General features: G+C 55.1%; 21 protein-coding genes. 4 read left to right on the top strand and 17 right to left on the bottom strand.

The window, feature by feature from the left end:
* Nucleotides 1–59: 59 nt before the first annotated feature.
* From F3J45_RS26450 to antA, 7 genes are all read right to left on the bottom strand, one after another.
* Nucleotides 60–1,337 carry an OprD family outer membrane porin gene (locus F3J45_RS26450; protein ID WP_205300694.1) on the bottom strand — a complete coding sequence of 426 codons (1,278 nt, stop codon included), beginning with the start codon at nt 1,335–1,337 and terminating at the stop codon, nt 60–62.
* Nucleotides 1,338–1,452: 115 nt separating this feature from the next.
* On the bottom strand, nt 1,453–2,367 hold the full coding sequence (gene catA / locus F3J45_RS26445; RefSeq protein WP_167070048.1) for a catechol 1,2-dioxygenase: 915 nt from the start codon (nt 2,365–2,367) through the stop codon (nt 1,453–1,455).
* 26 nt (nt 2,368–2,393) lie between these two features.
* Nucleotides 2,394–2,684, bottom strand: coding sequence for a muconolactone Delta-isomerase (gene catC / locus F3J45_RS26440; RefSeq protein WP_167070046.1), 291 nt, complete (start codon nt 2,682–2,684; stop codon nt 2,394–2,396).
* A gap of 18 nt (nt 2,685–2,702) precedes the next feature.
* Nucleotides 2,703–3,824 carry a muconate/chloromuconate family cycloisomerase gene (locus tag F3J45_RS26435; protein WP_167070044.1) on the bottom strand — a complete coding sequence of 374 codons (1,122 nt, stop codon included), beginning with the start codon at nt 3,822–3,824 and terminating at the stop codon, nt 2,703–2,705.
* 55 nt (nt 3,825–3,879) lie between these two features.
* Nucleotides 3,880–4,899: an anthranilate 1,2-dioxygenase electron transfer component AntC gene (antC, locus tag F3J45_RS26430; RefSeq protein WP_167070042.1), complete on the bottom strand. Its 1,020-nt coding sequence runs from the start codon at nt 4,897–4,899 to the stop codon at nt 3,880–3,882.
* A 13-nt stretch (nt 4,900–4,912) separates the two neighbouring features.
* A complete protein-coding gene (gene antB, locus F3J45_RS26425; protein ID WP_167070040.1) occupies nt 4,913–5,404 on the bottom strand; it encodes an anthranilate 1,2-dioxygenase small subunit in 492 nt (163 codons plus the stop codon).
* A 1-nt stretch (nt 5,405) separates the two neighbouring features.
* The gene (gene antA, locus F3J45_RS26420; RefSeq protein WP_167070038.1) at nt 5,406–6,809 is read right to left on the bottom strand and encodes an anthranilate 1,2-dioxygenase large subunit; all 1,404 of its coding nucleotides are present in this window, start codon (nt 6,807–6,809) and stop codon (nt 5,406–5,408) included.
* A gap of 389 nt (nt 6,810–7,198) precedes the next feature.
* Here antA and F3J45_RS26415 point away from each other — a divergent pair, with 389 nt between their 5' ends.
* Nucleotides 7,199–8,194 (top strand): AraC family transcriptional regulator, encoded by a 996-nt coding sequence (locus F3J45_RS26415; RefSeq protein WP_167070036.1) that lies wholly within the window; start codon nt 7,199–7,201, stop codon nt 8,192–8,194.
* An 88-nt stretch (nt 8,195–8,282) separates the two neighbouring features.
* On the opposite strand, the gene F3J45_RS26410 is transcribed toward F3J45_RS26415, so the two are convergent.
* The 5 genes from F3J45_RS26410 to kynB all read right to left on the bottom strand — a co-directional run bounded on the left by F3J45_RS26410 (nt 8,283) and on the right by kynB (nt 13,135).
* Nucleotides 8,283–8,507: a hypothetical protein gene (locus F3J45_RS26410; RefSeq protein ID WP_167070034.1), complete on the bottom strand. Its 225-nt coding sequence runs from the start codon at nt 8,505–8,507 to the stop codon at nt 8,283–8,285.
* Between the two features lie 293 nt (nt 8,508–8,800).
* On the bottom strand, nt 8,801–9,655 hold the full coding sequence (gene kynA, locus F3J45_RS26405; RefSeq protein WP_167070032.1) for a tryptophan 2,3-dioxygenase: 855 nt from the start codon (nt 9,653–9,655) through the stop codon (nt 8,801–8,803).
* A gap of 51 nt (nt 9,656–9,706) precedes the next feature.
* Nucleotides 9,707–11,137, bottom strand: a complete 1,431-nt coding sequence (locus F3J45_RS26400) for an amino acid permease (RefSeq protein ID WP_167070030.1) — start codon at nt 11,135–11,137, stop codon at nt 9,707–9,709.
* 91 nt (nt 11,138–11,228) lie between these two features.
* Nucleotides 11,229–12,479: a kynureninase gene (gene kynU, locus F3J45_RS26395; protein WP_167070028.1), complete on the bottom strand. Its 1,251-nt coding sequence runs from the start codon at nt 12,477–12,479 to the stop codon at nt 11,229–11,231.
* A gap of 11 nt (nt 12,480–12,490) precedes the next feature.
* The gene (kynB, locus tag F3J45_RS26390) at nt 12,491–13,135 is read right to left on the bottom strand and encodes an arylformamidase (protein ID WP_167070026.1); all 645 of its coding nucleotides are present in this window, start codon (nt 13,133–13,135) and stop codon (nt 12,491–12,493) included.
* A 127-nt stretch (nt 13,136–13,262) separates the two neighbouring features.
* Between kynB and F3J45_RS26385 the strand changes: the two genes are divergently transcribed.
* Complete coding sequence (locus tag F3J45_RS26385) at nt 13,263–13,742, top strand: Lrp/AsnC family transcriptional regulator (protein ID WP_167070024.1); 480 nt, start codon at nt 13,263–13,265, stop codon at nt 13,740–13,742.
* A gap of 64 nt (nt 13,743–13,806) precedes the next feature.
* Here the strand turns inward: F3J45_RS26385 and gpmI are convergent, their stop codons facing one another.
* From gpmI to pyk, 5 genes are read right to left on the bottom strand one after another with little or no spacing between them, the layout of a single operon-like run.
* A complete protein-coding gene (gpmI, locus tag F3J45_RS26380) occupies nt 13,807–15,327 on the bottom strand; it encodes a 2,3-bisphosphoglycerate-independent phosphoglycerate mutase (protein ID WP_167070022.1) in 1,521 nt (506 codons plus the stop codon).
* 13 nt (nt 15,328–15,340) lie between these two features.
* Entirely contained in the window at nt 15,341–16,963 is a 1,623-nt protein-coding gene (locus F3J45_RS26375) for an NADP-dependent glyceraldehyde-3-phosphate dehydrogenase (RefSeq protein ID WP_167070020.1), read from the bottom strand.
* 59 nt (nt 16,964–17,022) lie between these two features.
* Nucleotides 17,023–17,787, bottom strand: coding sequence for a triose-phosphate isomerase (tpiA, locus tag F3J45_RS26370; protein ID WP_167070018.1), 765 nt, complete (start codon nt 17,785–17,787; stop codon nt 17,023–17,025).
* Nucleotides 17,788–17,801: 14 nt separating this feature from the next.
* Complete coding sequence (eno, locus tag F3J45_RS26365; RefSeq protein ID WP_205300693.1) at nt 17,802–19,271, bottom strand: phosphopyruvate hydratase; 1,470 nt, start codon at nt 19,269–19,271, stop codon at nt 17,802–17,804.
* A gap of 12 nt (nt 19,272–19,283) precedes the next feature.
* The gene (gene pyk, locus F3J45_RS26360) at nt 19,284–20,732 is read right to left on the bottom strand and encodes a pyruvate kinase (protein ID WP_167070074.1); all 1,449 of its coding nucleotides are present in this window, start codon (nt 20,730–20,732) and stop codon (nt 19,284–19,286) included.
* A gap of 611 nt (nt 20,733–21,343) precedes the next feature.
* Here pyk and F3J45_RS26355 point away from each other — a divergent pair.
* Nucleotides 21,344–22,747, top strand: coding sequence for an NAD(P)/FAD-dependent oxidoreductase (locus F3J45_RS26355; protein WP_167070016.1), 1,404 nt, complete (start codon nt 21,344–21,346; stop codon nt 22,745–22,747).
* Nucleotides 22,734–23,972, top strand: coding sequence for an NAD(P)/FAD-dependent oxidoreductase (locus F3J45_RS26350; RefSeq protein WP_167070014.1), 1,239 nt, complete (start codon nt 22,734–22,736; stop codon nt 23,970–23,972). Before F3J45_RS26355 ends, F3J45_RS26350 begins: the two co-directional genes overlap by 14 nt.
* Nucleotides 23,973–23,983: the final 11 nt, after the last annotated feature.

Raw genomic sequence — 23,983 nt, 5'->3', positions numbered from 1 at the left:
TGCCCGCAATAACCACCCTTAAAAAATGGCCGCCTATTTCAAAGCAGCCATACGACTATTCAAAAGATATTGATCGGATACTCGACAAGCATCCGTATTTCGTCTCCGTCCTGGTTACAATCTCGGGAATTATTCGAAACCCTGACCCACGAAGCCCTCAGCCGGAGTTTCAAGTCCTTCGCCGCACCACTCTGAACGACATACTGAACCTGGTTGAAGATCTCGCGCTCCTCCCCTTCTCCATCAGCGGTTCGGATATTGAAACCTTTGAGCGCTGCCACTCGATAGCTGAGGCCAGGCATACCGTACTCGGCGAAATCTAGGCCGTAGCCAATCTGCACGGATCGCTCATCCTCCGCGTTGAAGTCAGACCAGTACGAGTTCGCGACGAAGATAGTCCCGCCACCGTCACCTACATAGCCCGCGCTCTGATACCCACCGTAGACGTAGGGACTGTCACCCGCGTTTTGCTGGTAAGCCAGAACGAGTGTATGAGGCCCGACCTTGTAGTTCAGCGCCAAGCTCCAGAGCTTGTTGTCCTGGCCGGTAGAGAGGGCTTGGGCAAACCCCTTGTCGAGCTTGGTGACATAGCCATTGAAATCAAAATTTATAGACTTTCGGTCTGACAAGGGGATGGTATAGCTGGCTGACGCGAAGCTGCGCCTCAAGCGCCCCTCCACATCAGCATGGAAGATCGAAGCTTGCAGCTGAGGTGAGATGTCAAAGTAACCACCTACAACATCGATTTCATCGAGGCCTCCACTATCACGACCTGCGGCACTCTTTCGAGTCTCAGCAGTGAAGTGGCCTGCGATCATTTCCACATGACCGATTTCCTTGGACGAGATCAGTGTCCCAGTGAAGTTTTCGGGCAACAGACGAGAGTCATCGGTATTGATAACTGGGAGGGTCGGCATGAGATCACCATACTGAACGATGGTGTTGGAAACTTTGATCTTGACGGAGCCGCCTGCGCGCGAGATATCGCGAGACGGATGACCATGACTGTCTCGCTTAAAAAAGTCGATCCCATTAGCGCCTGAGGTACCACCCCCACCATCTAGCCGGAGAGCGGCCAGGCCAAACGCATCAAGCCCTATTCCAACGCCTGACAGGTCATAGAACCCAGACGAGAACCTTGAAAGGAAGGCTTGTCCCCATTCAGCCTTATCTTGCGACCCGGATCTGTAATCACGGCTGATATATGCATTTCTCAAGAGAATATTAAGACTACTTCCTGCCAAAAACCCATCTAGAGAATTTGAATCTGAGGCGCAAGAAAAAGAACTGAAGGCGACAGCAAATGACGCCAACGACATATGTGACATTTTACACATTGGAAAATCCCGCCATTATTATTTTGCTGGGTAAGCGTTTTATCGGCATAGGGAACAGGTTGTTACATATCCAGGCCTTTCCAGCCCGCTACTTTCGGAAAGGCCTGAGTAGCTACTACGACTCCAGGGCTCGCACTCGACTGCGACGACCTTCAGACTTTTCGTTCCTGGCGGGTTGCAAAGCGAAATCGAAATTGATCGATGCGACTTTCCCACCTGGCATCTCTGGGGCATCGGCAAAGACGATGTCCGCTACCAAGCCATCACGCGTGGCATAGGCGAAATCGTCATAGAGATACTTCTCACCGGAGAGGTTGATCTGAGTGGTCAGGTGCCGGTGCGCCGGAGCTGAAATGAAGAAGTGGATATGTGCGGGACGCTGTCCATGCCGGCCCAATTGGTCTAGCCATTGCTGGGTCGGGCCATCCGGCGGGCAACCGTACCCCGAGGGCACAATGCTGTCGAAGCGATAGCGGCCATCGGCATCTGTCACGATGCGCCGGCGCAGATTGTATTCAGATTGCGACGAGTCAAAGTACGAATAGGTACCACCCGTGTTGGCGTGCCAGACATCGACCAACGCTCCAGGGATCGGCGCACCATCGGTATCACGCACCACCCCTGCCATCGTGAGCCTAACACCTTTGTCGACGCCATCATCGAGCTTGGCAAAACCCTCGTTCAGAGGAGCGCCGGCAACGTAAAGCGGGCCTTCGATCGTACGAGGAGTCCCTCCAACGGCGCCGTTGCGAGCATCCTCGGCATCCAGTCGAAGATCCAGGTAATGCTCCAAGCCAAGCCCGGCTACTACCAGACCAGCTTCGTGGCGCGAGCCCAGCACGTTCAGGTAGTTGACTGCCGCCCAAAACTCTTCGGTGGAGATGTTCAACTCCTCGATGATTTTTATGATGTCGGTCAGCACGCGGTGCGTGATGGTTTTCACGCGAGTATCACCGCCGGATTGGTCAAAACCGGAGGCCATCTCAAAAAACTTCTGAACCTCTGCAGTATGCGAAATAGCGACACTCATTGCTTATCTCCTGTTATCAGGGTGACTTACTTATCATCGGCATGAATAGACGAAGGATGTCGGCACAGCGCCGTTACCTCAATGTCCATGTACGGGAACAACGGGAGGCCGATAAGTATTTCATGAAGGACTTGAGCATCTGGAACGTCAAACACACTCACATTCGAGTAGAGCCCAGCCACGCGCCATAGGTGCCGCCATACACCTTCTTGCTGCAGTTTCTGAGCAACTTCTTTTTCATCCACCTTGAGTTGACTGGCAAAGTGCTCAGGCACATCATGGGGTATATTCACAGACATACGAACATGAAAAAGCATACCGCCTCCTTCTTGGATTTATTTTCGACTGAAGAATGCCAATTTTTCTTCGTCCAGATGCACGCCCAAGCCGGAACCACTTGGCAGGATCAACTGGAAATCACGATATTGAAGAGGGTTTATTACAACGTCTTCTGTCAGCAAGAGCGGCCCGAACAACTCGGTATGCCACTCCAGACTCTCGAACGTTGAAAAGGCCTGTGCCGATGCGACAGTTCCGACAGTGCCTTCAAGCATTGTGCCGCCGTACAAAGCAATACCCGCCGCCTCAGCGATGGCTGCGGTCTTGAGGACTGATTTAGGCCCACCTGTTTTTGCAATCTTCAAGGCGAAGATCGGCGCTGCCGCCATTTGAGCGAGGGCAAAGCTGTCTGCCACGGACTCGATAGCTTCGTCGGCCATCAGTGGAATCGGGCTCTTAGCGCTCAGTCGCGCCATCCCCAGACGGTCAGATCGATGCAGAGGCTGCTCGATCAACTCGACGCCTGCATCGGCGAGCATCTGGCTCGCGCGAATGGCGACGGCTTCGCTCCAGGCTTGGTTGACGTCGACACGCACACTTGCGCGATCACCCAAGGCTCGCTTGATCGCGCTCACATGGGCGATATCCACGAGAGGGTCGTTGGCACCGATTTTCAGTTTGAAATGCCGGTGTCGGCGAAGGTCGAGCATCTGCTCAGCTTCATCGATGTCCCGTACAGTGTCGCCGCTAGCCAGTGTCCAGGCGCATTCCAAGCCCTCTCTGACGCGTCCACCAAGCAGGTCAGCCACCGAAATATCGAGGCGCTTCCCTTGGGCATCAAGCAGAGCAGTTTCAACAGCGGACTTGGCGAAGGTATTACCCCTCACCTGCTGATTGATACGTTTGAGCAGCCGATTGATATTGGTTGCGTCTTCCCCAACGATCAACGGCGCGAACCAGGCTTCCAAGTTTGTTTTGATGCTCTCGGGACTCTCGGCACCATAACTCAAGCCGCCAATTGTTGTAGCCTCGCCAATCCCCACGACGCCGTCGCTACAATGGAGTTTCAGCAACACCAGGGTTTGACCCTTCATCGTACGCATGGCTAGTTTGTGAGGACGAATCGTTGGCAAGTCAACAATCAACACTTCGACTCGCTGAACAACAGGACTACTCATAGCTTTTCCTCTCTTAAGAATTCAATGAGATACCAAGCGACTGCAAAGCCGGGCGCTAGGTATTGCTTTCGGTAAATTTCTCGAAGTAGAGCGTGCTATGTTCCAACCCGTGCGTAGTCCTCCACTCTTTAACTGACTCAACCATAGGGGGTGGCCCACAGAGATAGATGTCGTGCTCCGTCCTGGAAATAGTATCGACACAGAGATGCTGATTTATGTAGCCAGATTTGCCTTGCCATTCAGCATCCGGTTCGCTGACAACAAGGTGATACTCGAAGCCGGGAATGGTGTCAGTGAAGCTGTTCAGCCTATCCAGTTCACACAGATCCACAGCGCTGCGCACCCCATAGAAAAGCGTGACGTCCTGGCCGATAGGTGCTTGAGATATCTGGTCGAGCATCCCCAGAAATGCCGAAAGCCCCGTTCCCCCAGCGACCATGATCAAGGGGTTCTTCACCTTGCGAAGGTAGAACGCCCCAAGCGGTGCCTCCACCATCACGCAGTCACCTACGGCGCAGCGCTCGCGGATGTAATCACTCATCACGCCGCTGGGTAGAATACGGATCAAGAACTGGAGGGTCGTACTACCAGGTGCGGAGGCGAATGAGTAGGAGCGCCAGTTCGCGGTCCCCGGCACCTGAAGCCTGGCGTATTGGCCAGGGAGGTAATCGACCATGGCTGCCGCAGACGACACATCCAGGTGCAGCACCGCCGTGGTGTCAGAGACTCTGTCGACTTTAACCACCACGCCTTCAATTTGCCGAGTCGGTGGTGCTGAGCACAGGGTCGAATCGAAGTCGAAGTAGAACGCGGCATCTGACGAGACCTTCGTTTGGCAGGTCAGCACCTTCCCTTGGGCAAGATCGTCGGCGCTCAGCGCGTCATCATCGACATAGTCCTGGGTGTAATTGCCAGAGTCACACCGACCTTGGCAGGTGCCGCAAACGCCCTCCCTGCAATCAAGCGGTATCTTGATTCCATTTTTCAAAGCGGCATCTAAAACACTTTCGACACCATTGGTTTCACAGAAGAATGTTTTACCATCTGCGAAGCTCAGTGCAATTTTATGAGGCATGATCGACCCACTGTCAGAGATGGTAGAAATCCAATACCGAATTGATGGTATCGTTCAGCAGGACGGTAAACTTCCTGGCGATCTTCCACTGACCATTGACTTTGCGCAGGCGATAATCAGCCCGCCCAAAGAATTGCTCTGAAATCTGAAGCCGATGGTAAAGCGTCAACCAATTCAAGCTGACGCTCAGATCCCCGCCCTCCACGGCTTCGATCTGGATATTGCTGACCATGTGCAGGGTTCTGGGCATCGGGATGGTCGAAGCCGCCTTTCCTGTTCTGATACGGAACACGCGATCTTCCAGACCACCACGGTTGGCGTAGTAGATGAGCGACATGCCTTTCTTCGGATCCGTGGTGTACACATGCTCCGAATCCCACTGAGGCAGGTGGAACTCGCTATCCTCGGTGAACAGATCAATGTATTCGTCCCAGGACTGGGTATCACACAGCGCGGACTTTCGATAGAAGAATTTTTCAATCTCGTACTGAAGTTCACTGTTCATCTCAAACCTCACGGGCAATCAGTTGTGATTCGGCATGCTTCTTCTGTTCCAACCCGCGAAGCAGGAACTTCGCCCAATTGGAATGCTGATTGACATAGAGGCCTTCGTGGGTGAACTCGACACCCGTCATCGCGGGCTGAATGCCCAGGATTTTCGCACTGCTGGTAGTGCCTTTTTCCCAGCGATCGCACCCTCGGGAGATATCGTTCCAACGCTCCAGACGGGCCTGGAAGCCTCGCTGGGCTTCTTTGAACTCCACCAGATCATCCGGCGTGCCCATACCTGAGACATTGAAGAAGTCTTCGAACTGGCGGATCCTGTTCTCCCGATCTGCGTCGGACTCACCTTTCACACCCAGGCAGAAGCTGTGAATTTCAGTTTTATTCCAAGCCAACGGTCTGATGATACGAAGCTGAGAGCTAATTTGATCCAAGAAGAACATACTTGGATAAACGTTCAAGTTACGAAGTCGGTGCATCATCCATTCAGCTTTGTCCTTGCCATACTCTTGAGTGAGCCTTGGCATAATGGATGCGTAACCTGGCCTTACACTGGGGTTCGGCATATCGCTGAACAGCACGGTATGGCCATTTTCGAAAGCAAACCAGCCATCGTCTGTTTCTTTATCTCCGGCGCCAAGCTTCGAATAATCAAGCGTGTCGCTTGCCATAACACCCTTGGCAGAGTTTACCTGCTGACGATGCTGAACGGTTGCCACGTAGTTGTAATGCACCGTACTCACATGGTAACCATCAAGCCCGTTCTCATTCTGCAGCTTCCAGTTACCTTCATAGGTATACGCCGACTTACCTGGTAGAACTTCAAGCTCCCCAGTAGGCGATTGTGCGACCATCATGTCGAAGAACACCTTGGCGTCACCGAGGTAATCTTCCAGAGAGTCCTTTCCGTCATTGTCAAGGCTTACGAATACGAACCCTTTGTAGCTTTGGATGCGGGCTTTCTTCAGGCCACGGGTTGCTTTGTCGAACCCTTCAGGATACTCCCCAGGCGCCTTCACCTTTACAAGGCGGCCATCACTCTTGTAACACCAAGCATGGAAGGGGCAAGTAAACGTGGACTGATTGCCCTTCATCACACGTGTCAGCGTAGTGCCACGATGCTGGCAGGCGTTGATCAGCGCGTTCAGATTTCCTTCACCATCTCTGGTGATAATCAGCGGCTGCCGCCCAGCTCGCATCGTTACGAAGTCATGTTTGTTGGGCAACTCACTCTCATGGCAGGCGTAGATCCAGTTCTTTTCGAAGATCAGCTCCATTTCCAAGTCATAGAGCTCAGGCTCAGTGAACATGTCTCGGGCAATTCGAAAAATACCCTCTACTGGACGAAAATCGATGCAGCTTTCTACAAAGCTCGTCCACTGTTCTGCGGTTCGGTAGGAGGACATCGCGGCAAGACCTCTGGCCATTAGGCATTGTTGTAGGTGTGCCTCCATTTAAAAGAATCATCTCAGCAGCGGTCTATCCACATATTCAACGATCATAATCCACATCCTGTGAACGTGAAAAAACAAGATGCCAATGATTATCATTATTCAGAGTTTGTTTCGGTTGGTAACACGTTACTGCCGTGCAGCCACAATGCTCATTCCCACCCCAATGGCATAACTGGAAAGTTAGGAATTTCTGCTGAAAATCACTTTTAGATCGAGGGAAATCCGCCAACCTACCGAGCTCTATCCGATTTATTGCGATCGTCTATCCAGATAATTATGTCCCGTTGCTGGAACGAACTTTGCTTATTAATAAGCCAATAACAATAGCCGAGGTATTCGTGATGCCGGTCAATACCCTGCGCAAGCCTGTCCGTACCGAAATACATGATCTTGCTGAGGCACAGGCGTGGATGAGCGCCATCTGCGGGCCCCACATGCTGCGGGTAGATAAGCCTGCCCATGTGAGGTTCAGGCACCAGGGCAGAAGACTGGAGAGCCTGACGATCGGGCACATCGAATATGGCACTGAAGCGGTGATAGACATCAGAGGAGAGAATGCCCTCAACAGCTATAGCCTCAGCTTGCCGGATGAGGGATTTCAAGATTTGCACGTGCGGGGCTCGACTGTCCACTCAACTCCCGACTCTGGAATCATTCTCGGCCCGACCGGGGAACAGCATCTCACAATTGATGGAAATTGCCGAAAATTGCAAATAGCCATACCTGTTGACACTGTCCGCAGCGTTCTTGAAACCATCATCAAAAAGCCAGTCCATTCCCCAGTTGAGTTTCTCCCAATGATGAACGCAGTCGAAGGGAAAACAGGGTCTTGGTGGCGCATGGTAAAAAATGCGCTCCGGGAGATGGACAGTGACGATGGCCTGCTGGGGCATCCAGGTGTCGCGCTGAACTACTCGGAATTTCTTGTTCGCTGCTTGCTGATATCTCAACCCAATAGCTATACGCCCGAAATTGACAAAGAGCTGAGCCAGCACCTCCCAAACTACGTATTGAAGGCAAAGGAATTCATAGAGCTCAATGCCACGAATGACATCTGCCTGGAAGATATTGAACTCGTTGCCGCCGTACCCAAGTACAAGCTTTTCGAAAGCTTCAAAAAATATATTGGAACTTCACCAATGGCTTATCTCAAGCAATTCCGATTGCTCGGGGTAAGGCGCGACATCCTACTTAGCCAAGACCATCGAAATATCGCGGAGATTGCAACTGCTTGGGGATTTTCTCACCTAGGGCGATTCTCAGCCGACTATCGCAAGCTGTTCAACGAGGTACCCAGCGAAACGCTGGCAAAGCATAGTTTTAAAAGTAGGCGATGACACAGGGCTGCAGCTGTAAAAAGGCCAACCTCTTCTATGGAAGCTGGCCAAACGCCCAAAGGAGCACAGGCAAAACCAAATTAGAAAATCAGCCCTTTTTTTCCTGCGAAGCTTCTTCTTCTTTTTGATTTTCATCTTCATGCTGTAGCTCAGGATTTGGCAGAAGCTTACCGTCCTTCCAAATGAAGCGCGGGGTAGGCCACGGCTGGTTATAGCCCAAGTCGTTTTTGGCATTTTCCGCCAAACAAACGCATGCATTCGATAAACCGATTGACACCAGCATCACAACAACAGCTTTCTTCATCTTACGCATAACACCATCCATATTTGAGTACTCAAACCCCCATACCAGAGGCTTCAAGGCACCCAACGCTTCATACCGACAGCTCTCGCCGTGGTCACCAGCGCAGGTCTCCAAGGTGGTTGAATGATGCTCTAAAAACAGTCGAATTATCTTGTTTATTTGCTAACAAACACATTGAAATTGAAATTTCTTGCGAGCTGATCGCAGAAAATTGAAATATTATTCAAATCGTCGGTAGCTGAGCACAAGAAGCGGCCAAAAAAATGCCCGCAAAAGGCGGGCACATTACCGGATGCTATGACTTACATGTTGGTACGAAGGCGCCATAGCTCAGGGAACAGCTCCTTATCCAGCATTTTTCGCAGATAGCCGACTCCTTCGGTGCCGCCGGTACCTGTTTTGAATCCGATGATTCGCTCAACCGTTGTGACATGGCGGAAACGCCATTGGCGAAGGGAGTCCTCAAGGTCAATGAATTTCTCGGCCAACTGGTAGAGATCCCAATAGCGCTTGGGATCTTCATAGACTGCTCGCCAGGCATTCTCGACCGAGACGTTGTACTCGGTTGGTTTATCACTGACCAGATTCAATCGATCCGCGTCAATTTCCAGTCCTTGGCGAGCCATGGCCTTGACAGCTTCGTCGTACAGCGAAGGTGACTGCAGCTCAATTTCGAGCTTGCTCATAAGCTCACGGCGATGCGCATGGGGCTTCATCAGCGGGGTGCTTTTATTGCCGAGGATAAACTCGATCTCACGATACTGATAAGACTGGAAACCCGACGATTGCCCCAGGGACTCTCGAAATTCGGCATATTCACTTGGAGTCATGGTGGCCAGTACAGTCCAGGCTTGAACCAGTTGGTCAAAGATGCGAGACACCCTCGCCAGCATTTTGAAAGCAGGCTGAAACTCTTCCTGCTTGACCTTCTCACGCGCTGCTCTGAGCTCATGCAGCATGAGATTCATCCACAGCTCGGACGCTTGGTGTTGGATGATGAACAACAACTCGTTGTGGTTGTCGGACAGCGGATGTTGAGCGGTAAGAATTTTATCTAACCCCAAGTAATCCCCATAGCTCATGCTATCGGAAAAATTCAGCTGGGCATTGTGCCACTCACCCGACTCGGATGAGGCACTAAACGGACACTGACTCATACATCACCTCAAACATTGATTTTTCAACTAATAATAAACATACAACCAGGCTTATTGGCTCACGTGAGCGGCTGTCTCGCTGACCACCGCGCCGCCCTCACCTTTTCTAGTTCGCGTACGCAAGAAGACTCGGTAACAAACTGTCAGAACCAGCAAGAAGGGCAGCCCGAAGGTAAGTGTCATATTGAAACGCGGTACAAAAGCAGTGGTCACCAAGATGGAAAAAGTCAATCCAGCACCGACCAAGGTCCCCCATGGGTAGCCCCACATTTTAAAATCGAGTTTGATGCCGTGCTTTACTTGATATCGGCGGAAGCTCAGGTGGGTGATAAAAATCATCATCCAGGTGAAGATCGCACCGAAGATGGCGATCGACATCATCAGCATGAACGACTGGCCTGGGAACATAAGGTAAATCGAAGTGGCTACTGCAATACCGGCACATGAAATGAGCAGTGCGTTCATAGGAACGCCACGCTTGTTCAGCTCCCCGAGCTTCTTCGGTGCATAGCCTGCTCTGGACAGGCTGAACATCATCCGGGTGGCCGTATACAGCTGGCTATTCATCGCAGACAACGCAGCCACCAGGATCACAAAGTTGATCGTTCCCGTGGCGGCTGGAATGCCGAGCTTGTTCATCACCAACACAAATGGGCTCTCAGTTCCTTGCGCAGCGACGTCCCACGGAGTCATCGCCAGGATCAGTGCCAGCGTGATGATGTAGAAGAAAAGCAGCCGAGCCATGGTCACACGGAAGGCATGCTTGACTGCCCTCTTCGGCTCCTCTGCTTCGCCGGCAGCCACGGCAATCGTCTCGATGCTCAGATAACTGAAGATGGCGACAATCAAGGCGACCCATACGCCACTCCATCCTCGGGGAAGGAAGCCGCCATGATCGACATAGTGATGGAAACCATACTCGGCATTGCTGCCCCCGAAGACTAACCAGGCACCAAGCAGGATGAAGGCCAGAATTGCCGCGATTTTTACTGCTGAGAAGAGGTACTCGAAATGCCCAAAGGCCTTCACGCTGATCGCATTGGTCAAGACCAGCAGACCCGAGAACGAGATGATCCAAACCCACCCTGGAACATCGGCGAACCAGTACTTCATGTACATCGCAATCGCGGTGACCTCTGTCCCAATCGCCAGCACGATTGCGGCCCAGTAGGAATACCTGACGAGGAATCCAGCCAGGGGGCTCAAGTAGAACTCGGCGTACGCGCCGAATGAACCAGAAGTCGGATGAGCAATGGTCATTTCCGCCAGGCATCCCATGAGAAGCAGGGCGATCACCGCGCCGATCCCATAGCTGATCAAGACCCCGGGGCCGGCAAAACTGATGGCGTAGCCACTCCCCATGAACAACCCGGTACCAATAGCGCCGCCAATGGCGATCATGCTCATTTGGCCAGGTGTGAGATGCCTTTTCAGGCCCTGCTCGCGATCGGATATAGCCGCAAAGCTTTTTTGATCCTGCATTTTATTCGCCTCGGTATATTGTCGTTGTAATAGCCGTTGGCCGCAGTGCCACGACCTGGTTGCCCAGATCGCGGCGCAAACTAGGAGTCAATCAGGTGACTTTTTTTCGGGTCATGTGCTTGTCTGTACGCCATGACTCCGTGCTCAGTACCGAGTGCAATGCTTCGACCGCATCCCACACATCCACGTAGCGGGTATACAGAGGAGTAAACCCAAAGCGCATGATGCGAGGCTCGCGGTAGTCGCCTACCACACCCTTCTCAATCAACGCCTGCACCACCGCATACCCTTCTGGATGCTCAAAGCTGACATGGCTGCCGCGATGCTGGTGATCAAGCGGCGTCACCAAGGTGAGAGGGAACTCTGCACAGCGTTCTTGAACGAGCTCGATAAAGAGGTCGGTGAGCGCCAGCGATTTCTTGCGCAAGGCCTCCATGGTGGTCTGCCCGAAGATGTCCAGGCCGCACTCGATCAAGGCCATCGAAGTGATCGGTTGCGTACCGCAGAGGTACCGGTTGATCCCGCTTGCCGGCTCGTAACCTGGCTCCATTTGGAATTGGCGAGCGTGCCCCCACCAGCCGGACAAGGGTTGATTGACCTTGTCTTGCAGCGCTGCCGACGTCCACACGAAGGCAGGCGAGCCTGGCCCACCATTGAGGTACTTGTAGGTGCAGCCGATGGCGTAATCGGCATTGGCGCCGTTGAGGTCGATCGGGACGGCGCCAGCGGAATGGCACAGATCCCAGATCGTCAACGCCCCGCACTCATGCGCGAGTGCCGTGAGCTCTTTCATGTCATGCAGGTAGCCGGTCTTGTAGTTGACCTGCGTGATCATGACCACCGCCGTATCGGTCTGGATGGCTGCAGGCAGCTCTTCCGGAGAGTCGACCAACCGCAGGCTGTAGCCATCATCGAGCAGCTCGGCGAGCCCTTGAGCGATGTAGATGTCGGTCGGGAAATTGCTGCGCTCGGTGACAATAACTTTGCGCGAGGGATCAACGTCAGCCTGAACCTTGAGCGCTGCCGCCAAGACTTTGAAGAGGTTGATCGACGTAGTGTCGGTGACCACGACCTCGCCGTGGTTGGCGCCGATCAGTCCAGCGATCTTGTTGCCCAGCCGCTCAGGCAGGGCACGCCAGCCTGCTTCGTTCCAGCTACCGATCAGGCCATACCCCCACTCCTCCGCGACGACCTGGCGCGAGCGCTCCAAGGCCTTGACCGGCCTTGCGCCCAAGGAGTTGCCATCCAAATAAATAACGTTTTCGGGAAGACTGAACTGCTCATGGAACCGCCCCAACGGGTCGGTTGAGTCCATGGCCAGGTAGAGTTCACGCTTCTTCATATTATTTTCCTTTATTTAAAAGCAAGGCGACGCAGCACAGCTCGCACAGGGCTGGCGTCAAGGTTGGTAAACTTGAGTGGCAGGGCGATCAGCTCGAAATCTCCGACTGGAACGTCGTCCAGAACCAATCCCTCAAGGATGGCCATGCCGTACTTGGCGACGGCCATATGGGCATCCATGGTTTTGCTCGATTGGGGATCAAGTGAGGGGGTGTCCACGCCGATCAGGCACACGCCGGCATCAGCAAGCATCTCGATCGTCGCTGGGGCAATGGCAGAAAAGCGCACAGGCCATGCAGCAGTGGGTGCGCGATTGAAAGTGCGAATGATGACCCTGCGCGGGACATCCTCCATGGAAGCAAACAGGTCTTCGGGCTGGACGATGCCTGTGACGTGGGTGCAATCGATCACCCGACAAGGTCCAATGTAGGGCTCTAACGACACCGCACCGATAGCAAGCCCGTCCGCACTGTAGTGGAGGGGAGCATCTGCATGAGCGCCGGTATGAGGCGACAGGGTTATACGCCCAACATTGACTGGGCAGTGATCATCAATCTTCCAGCAGCGCTCTTCTTGAAAGGGGGTATCCCCCGGCCACACTGGGGTATTCACATCCAGGGGTGCGCTGATATCCCAAATTTTTGCGTCTTCGAACATGCAGATCTCTTCCCTTCAGAACGGGAAAATGATGCTGCATTTCTGACGGAATTTTCGTGCATTCTCGGTTGCGCCACCGTCATTTTTTCGCAGAAAATGCGCAGAAGGATAGATAACGGAGAATTTTATGCAGGCTCGCCTTGACGCCATCGACGTACGGATTTTGCTGTGTCTGCAGCAGGATGGACGCATCAGCAATCAAGAGCTCGCGGAGAAAGTGGCATTGTCACCCTCCGCATGCCTGCGCCGTCTACGCCTGCTCGAAGACCAGGGCATCATCTTGGGCTACCGCCCGATCCTGGACTCGGAAAAGCTGGGTATCGAGCTGGAAGCACTGGTGCACGTGTCCATGCGCCAGAACGAGGATGGGTGGCATGAAAGGTTTGTAGAGCAGGTCAACAACTGGCCGGAGGTCGTCAAGGCTTGGATTGTCACGGGCCATAGCAACTACGTTCTCAAGGTGCAGGCGCGCAACCTCAAGCACTTCTCCGAGTTCCTGGTGAGCCGCCTCAACCGAACTAACGGCGTAACCGACATCCGCTCAGAAATCGTTCTGCAGACCATCAAGAACTCGGGCGGTGCATCGGCTCTACTCAGCCGAGCCTAGAAACTGCCTGGCATACCGCGCCTATCAGGACACTGCGTACACCAGGTCGATCGGATGCTGCTCGTCAAGGGGCGATCAGCACTTGGCCGGTCATCTCTTCCGGTACAGCCAAGCCCATGATGCTGAGAAGGGTCGGCGCCAAATCACAGAGCCGACCATTTTTGAGCGTGATGCCAGGCTGGCCGCCTACATAGATCAACGGAACCGGGTTAGTGGTATGCGCGGTGTGCACCTGCTCGGTAGCCGGATCCAGCATTTGCTCAACGTTACCGTGGTCGGCGGTAATCAAGCAGTGACCTCCGTTCTTCAACGTCGCTTCAACTACCCTGGCCAAGCACTGATCCAGAGTTTCCACCGCCTTGACAGCCGCGTCGAATAACCCCGTGTGCCCTACCATGTCCCCATTGGCATAGTTGCAAACGATCAGGTCGTTTTTGCCGCTAAGGATTTCCTCCTCCAGCCTGTCCGTAAGCTCGAATGCACTCATCTCCGGCTGCAAGTCATAGGACGCCACCAGAGGCGACTGAATCAGGATGCGTCGCTCCTCGTTGAACGGCTCTTCTCGACCACCGTTGAAGAAGAACGTGACATGGGCATATTTTTCGGTTTCAGCGATTCGCAGCTGAGTTTTTCCGAGGCCTGCCAGGTACTCTCCCAGGCTGTTCGAGATGGACTCGGGAGGAAACGCGCAAGGCCCATCCAGGTCATCGGAGTAGCGGGTCAGCGTCAGCAGCCGTTCCTTACCGATCACTTGAGGACGAGCGAACGCATCAAATGCTGGCGAAATTAGAGCCTCGCAAAGCTGACGCGCTCGATCAGGGCGGAAGTTCATAAAGATGATCGAGTCATCTTCACCGATAGGCGCAGCCGCTCCGATCACGGTCGCCTGCACGAACTCATCGGACTCCCCTCGCTCATAGGCGGCCTGCAGAGCGTCACTGGCGGATAGAGCATGGTGTTCTGCTTCACCTTGCACGATCAGGCGGTACGCCGACTCAACACGACTCCAACGCTTGTCTCGATCCAGGGCGAAGTAGCGACCAATGACGGTTGCAATCCGACCACACTGCTGCAGAGCAAGCGCATCCTCCAGAGCTGATATCGACTCAGCTGCGCTCTTCGGAGGCGTGTCGCGACCGTCGAGGAATGCGTGCACGTAGACCCGCTCGACTCCCTCCCCGGCCAGGATCTGACAGCCGGCAATGATCTGGTCGATGTGGCTGTGAACACCACCCGGCGAAAGCAGGCCCATCACATGGATGGCGCCGCCACGGGTCTTGGTGCCGCTAACCAGCTCCATCAGAGCTGGGTTGCTGGCAAATGAACCATCATCAATGGCCTTGTTGATGCGGGTGAAGTTCTGATAAACGATCCGACCCGCACCGAGGTTCATGTGCCCGACCTCGGAGTTGCCCATCTGGCCATCAGGCAGACCCACCGCTAAGCCCGAGGTGGCAATGAGACTATGAGGGTAATGCTCGAACAACCCGTCCAGCGTGGGCGTGCGGGCAGTGGCAAAGGCATTCGCTTCTACCTCCGCCCGCACACCGATCCCGTCCAGGATGATCAGTGTGCAGGTAGCCATCTCAGGTACTCACTCAGAAGATATAGTCAGTGGTGATGAAGCTCGATTTCCGGTTCTGGATAATCTCGCTCACCAGCTCCTTGTTGTTCTCATTGAACTTGGTAGCCACCAGGGTACGGATGGAGAACACCCGAAGCGCATCGTGCACAGAGAGCGTTCCTTCAGCAGAGTTTTTGCGTCCGTTGAACGGGTACGAATCCGGGCCACGTTGGCACTGGGTGTTGAGGTTGATCCGACCTACCTGGTTGGCAAAGACGTCAACCAGACTGCCTACCTGACCTGGGTTGGTGCCAAAGATGCTCAACTGCTGGCCGAAATCAGAATCCAGGACATAGTTGATGACCGTGTGCAGATCTCGGTACGGCACAACAGGTACCAATGGGCCAAACTGCTCTTCTTGGTAGACCCGCATATCAGCAGATACGGGGTACAGGACGGCAGGGAAGAAGAACGAGCCACGGACTTCACCACCGCCTTCGTTGACGATGCGAGCCCCTTTCTCCTGGGCATCAGCGACCAGAGAATTGAGATAGTCGACCTTCCCAGGTTCTGGTAGCGGCGTCAGGGCAACGCCTGGCTCCCAGGGCATGCCAGGCTTGAGCGAGGCCAGCTTGTGGTTGAACTTCTCCAGGAACTGATCGACGACGTCATCGTGCACGAACAGGATTTTCAGCGCGGTGCAGCGCTGACCGTTGAACGACAGGGAGCCTGTCACGGCTTCGTTGACGGCATTGTCGAGATCAACCTCAGGCAGAACGATACCTGGGTTCTTGGCATCCAGACCGAGCGCAGCACGCAACCGATGGGGACGAGGGTGCAGCTTCTTCAGCGCACTGGCGCCCTTGTTGGTGCCGATGAACGCGAAGATATCCACTTTGCCGCTGGCCATCAGGGCACTCACGGTCTCGCGGCCACTGCCGTAGATCACGTTGATCACGCCGGCAGGGAAGCTGTCGCGGAAAGCCTCCAGCAACGGACGAATCAGCAAGACGCCGAACTTGGCCGGCTTGAACACCACGGTGTTACCCATGATCAATGCCGGGATCAGGGTGGTGAAGGTCTCGTTGAGTGGGTAGTTGTACGGCCCCATGCAGAGGGTCACACCCAGCGGCACGCGACGGATCTGGCCCAGGGTGTCCTGTTCCAGTTCGAAGCGGCTGGAACGGCGATCCAGATCCTTCAGCGCGTTGATGGTATCGACGATGTAGTCACAGGTGCGATCGAATTCTTTCTCTGAATCCTTGAGGTTTTTGCCGATCTCCCACATCAGCAGTTTCACCACGGCTGTGCGCTGCTGTCGCATACGAGCCAGGAACGCTTCAACGTGGCGAATTCTCTCGGCCACCCGCATGGTAGGCCATTCACCTTGCCCATTGTCGTAGGCTTTTACCGCTGCATCCAACGCGACCAGTGCAGCATCAGCATCCATCTCCGGGAAGCTTCCCAGCACAACCTGTTGGTCGCCATCAGGGGTGGAGAGATAAACCGGGCTGGTGACTTTGAGCAGGCTACCTTCCCAGCGCTGAAGCTGGCCACCTACCAGGTACTCGCGCTGCTCGACGGGTTCCCCGAGTCGATATGCTTCGGGGATCTCATTTACGGTAGGGAAAAGGTTGGCTAAGCGGTTACTGGTCATTTTGAATTCTCTTGGAATGGTTTGAATTGGCGGGCCGGCACGCAGCCCGCTTCATGCGATCAAAGTTGTCGGGACTGGCCCGCTCTGCAGATGGACAGGAACGAATGGGCGTCCAGGGACGCGCCCCCTACCAGACCACCATCAATGTCGGGTTGGCTGAACAACTCAGCGGCGTTGTCGCCTTTGACGCTGCCGCCGTAGAGGATGCGAGTTGTCCGGGCGACCTCTGGGCTGATCTCGGCGATATAGCGGCGAATGTGCTGGTGTACCTCCTGCGCCTGCTGAGGGGTCGCGGTCTCCCCCGTCCCGATAGCCCAGACAGGCTCATAGGCGATGACACCCTTGCCCAGTTCCTGCACCCCCACGGCGTCCAGCACAGCCTGAAGCTGGTCATTTACGACATTCAGGGTCTCGCCATCATGGCGCTGATCCAGCGTCTCGCCGACACACAAGACGGGAGTCAGCCCAGCGTTCAGGGCAGCCTTGAATTTGGCCGCCACCAACGCGTTGGTTTCGCCGTTCAGACTACGGCGCTCAGAGTGGCCGACCAGAACGTAGTGACACCCAAAGTCCCGTAGCATTGAGCCCGATATCTCGCCGGTGAAAGCCCCTTGCTCTGATTCACTCAGGTTCTGCGCACCCAAATGGATCGGTGACTGGACGACCAAACCTGCCAGTTGCTCCAAGTAGATGGCGGGTGGGCAGACAGCGACGTCGACGTTCTCCAGTTGATCCAGAGGTGCCAGAAATTTCGACAGGAACTCAGTGTTGCTCTGACGGGAGCCGTTCATTTTCCAGTTGCCGATAACAAGCTTGTTGGCCATGTTCGTGTACCCCTTCAGGATCTGCGAGAAAGAAGGGATTCGGCGCTGTAGGGCGCACGCGCTTGAAGTGCTTCCTCAATGCGCAGCAAACGGTTGTACTTGCCCACCCGGTCAGAGCGGCAAAGCGAACCGGTTTTGATCTGGCCAGCACCGGTGGCAACAGCGAGGTCGGCAATGGTGGTGTCTTCGGTTTCGCCGGAACGGTGCGAGATCACCGCTGTGTAACCAGCTTTCTGCGCCATGCGAATAGCGTCGAAGGTTTCGCTCAGGGTGCCGATCTGGTTGAACTTGATCAGGATCGAGTTGGCGATGCCCTGTTGGATGCCCTCGTGCAGGATCTGAGTATTGGTGACGAACAGATCATCGCCAACTAGCTGAACCTTCTGCCCCAGACGCTGGGTGAGGTGCGCCCAGCCCTCCCAATCACTTTCGTCCATCCCATCTTCAATGGAGACGATGGGATACGCATCGCACAAGCCAGCCAGGTACTCAGCGAATTCACTCGAAGTGAACGACTTGCCTTCTCCGGCCAATACGTAGCGCCCGCCCTTGTAGAACTCTGAAGCGGCACAATCCAGAGCGAGGGTGATGTCTTTACCCAGCTCATAACCCGAGCGGGACACGGCTTCCTTGATCACCACCAGCGCTTCTTCGTTAGAACCCAGGGATGGTGCAAAACCGCCCTCATCACCCACGGCGGTGCTCAGACCGCGCTCGCTCAACACCTTCTTCAAGCAGTGGAAGATTTCAGCGCCCATGCGCAAGGCTTCACGGAAGCTTGTCGCACTCACCGGCTGAATCATGAACTCCTGGATGTCGATGTTGTTGTCCGCGTGCTCACCGCCATTGATGATGTTCATCATCGGGACAGGCATGGCCAAACGCGGTTCCGCGCTGTAGAGCGAAGCCAGATGCTCGTAGAGAGGGACGTTCAGAGAGGCAGCAGCAGCTTTCGCCGTTGCCAGGGAGACCGCCAGAATCGCATTGGCACCCAGAATCGATTTCGCATCAGTGCCGTCCAGGGTGATCATGGCCTGGTCGATCACTCGCTGATTCAAAGCATCGAGCCCCACAATCCGCTCGCGAATTGGATTGTTCACATTCTCCACAGCGCGCATTACGCCCTTACCCTGATAGCGCCAGGAGCCATCACGCAATTCCAAGGCTTCGCGGGATCCTGTCGACGCACCGGAAGGAACACTCGCCTCCCCCACCACGCCACACTCCAGGGTGACCACGGCTTCAACGGTAGGGTTTCCACGAGAGTCCAGGATTTCGCGGGCGAATACATTTTGGATCAGGGTGTTCTTTTTCACAGGCGGTACCAACGAAGCGTTGTAGGTTGCGGTTTCAGAATCCAGGGTTAGCAGTTCCTGCTGCTCTGCCACTTGCACACGAAAGTCAAAGTCACGCGGCCATTCACCAGCGCCGTGTGAGTCCTGCTGACGTCGGTGCCCAGCGGCACTGCTAATCAGGTCGGTCATGGGGCACTCCTCTCAGTTGATGCGATCACCGACACGAACGATGCGCAGGGTGTTCGTGCCGCCTTGCGCATTGAGGTAGCTGCCTTTGGTGATGAGTACGTGATCGCCCACGGTGACCACACCTCGGCTCACCAGCTCATCAATGGCTCGCTGGTTTACTTCGTCAGTCGGAATGCTGTCTGCATCGAACGGGACAGTGCTGACGCCACGGAACAGGGCTACTCGATTCTGGGTGCGCACATTGCGCGAGAACGCGAAAATGGGCAGGTGAGAGCGAATTCTCGACATGAGTCGCGGGGTATCCCCGGACTCGGTCATGCAGATGATTGCCTTCACGCCATCCAAGTGGTTGGCGGCATACATGGCCGACATCGCGATCGACTCATCAATGCGATGGAAGACCTCGTTCATACGATGCTTGGAGCGGTGAGCCAGAGGATGCTTTTCTGCACCCAGGATGACTCGGCACATGGCCTCGATGGTTTCGATGGGATAGGCGCCTGCCGCCGTTTCAGCTGAAAGCATGACTGCATCGGTGCCGTCCAGAACGGCGTTCGCGACGTCGAACACTTCCGCACGCGTAGGCAGCGACTGGGTGATCATCGTCTCCATCATCTGGGTTGCCGTGATCACGACACGATTCAGCGTCCTCGCACGATCAATGATCAGCTTCTGGACAGCAACGAGTTCGGCATCCCCGATTTCGACCCCAAGGTCACCACGCGCGACCATGACGCCATCGGAGGCCTCGATGATTGCATCCAAAATGGCAGTGTCTTGTACGGTTTCCGCACGCTCGATTTTTGCTACCAACCCGGCTTGGCCTCCAGCCTCCAGCATCAGCTTGCGCGCCAGGTGCATGTCATCGGCGTCCCGCGGGAACGACACTGCCAGGTAGTCAGCTTGCATGAGCGCAGCCGTCTTGATGTCTTCGCGATCTTTTTCGGTGAGGGCCGCAGCGGAGAGGCCACCACCTTTGCGGTTGATCCCCTTGTTGTTCGACAGAGGGCCACCCACCACAACGGTGCAGATCAACGAGCTCTCGCGCACTTCCTGCACCTCCAGCTCGATTCGACCGTCATCCAGAAGCAAGATGTCGTGAGGACGGCTGTCAGTGATCAGCGCCTTGTAGTCGATACCCACCTGGGTCGCATCACCTTCGTCCCGGCCTAACCGGGCATCGAGCGTAAAGGTCTGCCCCTTGGCGAGTACGACCTTGGTGTCGGCGAATCGGGCGATCCGGATCTTTGGGCCTTGAAGGTCGGCCAGGACGGCGACGAAGCGACCATGTTTCGCCGCCAGGGAGCGCACCAGTGAGGCGCGGCTCATATGGTCTTGCGCAGATCCGTGGGAGAAGTTGAGGCGAACGACATCGACACCGGCTTCGATGAGGCCTTCGATCATTTCGGGCGTGTTAGTGGCAGGGCCGAGCGTGGCGACTATTTTGGTTCTGCGTTGCATAGCAGTGACATCTCGTTCAATGGGCACAGCCCAGGCTGGTGGGTGATGAAACGCCGCACCATTTGTGCCGATGTCACTTTCCGCTGTGGTATTTACAAAGAAAACCACTATTTCAGTCATCAATCAGGCATTTTTCTGACTGAGCGCTTGTTTTAAGGCGCCCACCGAATGTGGACTATTAATTCGAACTCCCACAAGTTCGGTGCCTTCAAAAGCAGTTCAAAGTGGTAAATCCTCTGAATTATCAAAAGCAAAGGGTGTGAATCCGTAACACATCCACTTAGAACGTGTAGCACGGTATCAACCAGGGCGCGTATGACCGAAGCCACATTTTAATGACCGTATTTAGAAAATGACCGATTAGGCAGTGCGCAACTTAAATCGGGCACTCTGCTCAACAACGGCGGACCTACGCCAAGCGTTGCATTGGAGCCCGCAAAGCCTCATATCGAAGGTACTTCGATGAGACAGCAATGGCTCTTCACATAACACAGGTCAGAGCAATAACGACCGAACCACCTGAAAAATCGGTCAAAAAACCAACCATTCAGTCAGTGGCATGTGGGATGCACCCTCTTTGGCATAGCTGATTTATCCCAACAGGCAATAACATGACGAAACCATTACCTAATCACACCGATGTCTTCGACGTCGTCGTTGTCGGCGGCGGCGTTGTGGGATGCGCGATGGTGAGGCGTTTCACCTTGGAAGGTGCCAAGGTGCTTCTGCTGGAGAAGAGCTCCGACATTCTGTCGGGCGCCAGTAAAGGCAACAGCGCAATCCTCCATACCGGTTTCGACGCTCCTCGCGACAGCCTCGAACTGCGCTGTATGCAGGATGGTTACCAGGAGTACCTAGATATCCACTCCAAGATGAACCTTCCGCTGCTCAAGTCCGGCGCGATGGTCGTTGCCTGGAGTGAAGAAGATCTAGCGAAACTGCAGGGCATTGTTCAACAGGCGCATGACAATGGCGTAGCTGACGTTCAGATCATTGACCGTGCGCGAGTACGTGCGCTCGAACCTCACCTGGCAAAACATGCACTCGGCGCCGCTGAGGTGCCAGGTGAGTTCTTGATCGACCCTTGGTCTGCCCCGCTAGGCTACCTTCAGCAAGCCATGCTGCTGGGCGCCAAAACCCAGTTCAATGCCGAAGTCCTGGGTGGCCAGTTCGACGGTGAATTGTGGCGATTGGAGACCTCACAAGGAACTTTCCTGACCCGTACCGTCATTAACTGTGCCGGGCTGTTCGGGGACATCCTTGAGCAAAGCCTGCTGGGTGAATCCAGCTTCTCGATTCACCCGCGCAAGGGTCAGTTCGTAGTATTCGACAAGGCTGCGTCGCGCTATCTCACGAACATCGTGCTGCCAGTACCCAACGAGCGTACCAAGGGCATCGTGCTCACCAAGACCGTGTACGGCAACCTGCTGGTAGGCCCCACAGCCGAAGAGCAGGATGACCGTATCCATGCGCGCCTGGACAGTGAAATTCTCGGTCAACTGGTCGAAGCCGCTGTAGAACGCATTCCGGCGCTCGAAGGCATGCCGGTGACCGCCACGTATGCAGCTTTGCGCCCTGCTTCCGAGAAAAAGGAATACCGGGTACGCAAGGTGGACGGCAAGAACTGGATCACCGTGGGCGGTATCCGCTCGACCGGTCTGACGGCGGCACTCGGCATCGCCAAGCACGTCTTCAGCCTGTACGACTTCAAACACGAAGCGCCCACCAGCCTCATGTGGCCCTCGATGCCAAACCTCGCCGAGCACCTCCCTCGTGACTACCAGAACCCCGGTTACGAAGAGATTGTGTGCCACTGCGAAATGGTCACGCTGCGAGAAATCAAAGCAGCCTTGAGTAGCCCTCTCCCGCCCGGAGATATCGGCGGCCTCAAACGGCGAACCCGTGCGTGCATGGGACGCTGCCAGGGTTTCTATTGTGGCGCGCGGGTCGCCGAGCTGAGTGCCGGCCACCTCGCCATTCCTCTTGCTACAGGTGTTTGCCATGAGTCCCACTAACATCGAACACGTCGACGTCGCCATCATTGGTGGTGGCCCGTCGGGACTTTCTGCAGCCATCGAACTGCGCAAGCAGGGCATCGGCAAGGTTGTGGTAATCGAGCGCGAACCGGAAGCCGGTGGCATTCCTCGTCATTGCGGTCACCCGCCTTTCGGGTTCTGGGAATACGGTCGTATTTACAGCGGGCCGGACTACGCCAAGCGAAACGTCAGCGAGGCCAAGAAAGCAGGCGTGGACATTCGAGTGCTGCACTCCGTGACCCGTCTCGGAGCCAATGGCCAACTGGACGTTGTCAGCCCAGCAGGGGCTCTGCAGATTCAGGCAAAACGAGTACTCATCGCAACAGGCGCACGTGAAACTCCACGCTCCGCGCGCTTGGTTGGAGGCGACCGTCCTCTGGGCGTCATCAACACCGGTGCTTTCCAGTCCTACGTTTACCTTGAGCACTTGAAACCGTTCGAGCGCCCGCTGATTGTGGGTACCGAGTTGGTCAGCTTGTCCTCGGTGCTCAGCTGCCGAAAAGCGGGTATTAAGCCTGTGGCCATGATCGAGGCGAACCGCCGTGCAACTGCGCGCTGGCCTCTTTCGCTGTTCCCACGCCTGTGCGGTGTGCCCATGCACTTTGGCGCGCAGCTACAGGAAATTCACGGGACTGGCCGCGTCGAAGGCGCGAGCGTGAAGTTGGCAGATGGCTCGATCCGCGAGTTTGAATGCGACGGCGTTCTGCTGACCGGGCGCTTTGTTCCTGAGTCCAGCCTGGTAAGGCTGAGCGATCTCAAGCTTGACCTGAAAAGCGGTGGCCCCGCCATTGATCAATACGGTAGGTGCTCCGATCCGGCCTACTTCGCTGCTGGCAACCTGTTGCGCCCCATTGAGACCGCAGGGTGGTCATACAGGGAAGGTCGCAAGATCGCTTCTCTGATCGTACGCGACATGCGGGGGCAGTTGCCGGCTCCAGGCCAGGACATCGAGATCCTATGCAAAGGGCAGCTCAAACTTTGTGTCCCACAGCGCCTCACCCTGTCACCGGTGGAAGGCATGAAGAACCTGCAGATGCGAGTGAACCGCGCAACGCGTGGCCGTCTGCTGATCACCGCCGACGGTAAAGAGCTGTGGTCACGTACCACGTCTGCGCTACCAGAGCGCCGAATTCTCGTCCCGATTGCATCGTTGAATGTACCGAAGGGCGTGCAGCAGATTGAAGTCGACTTTGTCGGCGAGTAAGAAGATAGCCG

It is taken from the genome of Pantoea sp. Ap-967, assembly GCF_011752565.1.
Classification (GTDB): domain Bacteria; phylum Pseudomonadota; class Gammaproteobacteria; order Pseudomonadales; family Pseudomonadaceae; genus Aquipseudomonas.
Note: the sequence above shows the minus strand (reverse complement) of the source record. Positions and strands in the feature narration are given on the sequence as shown.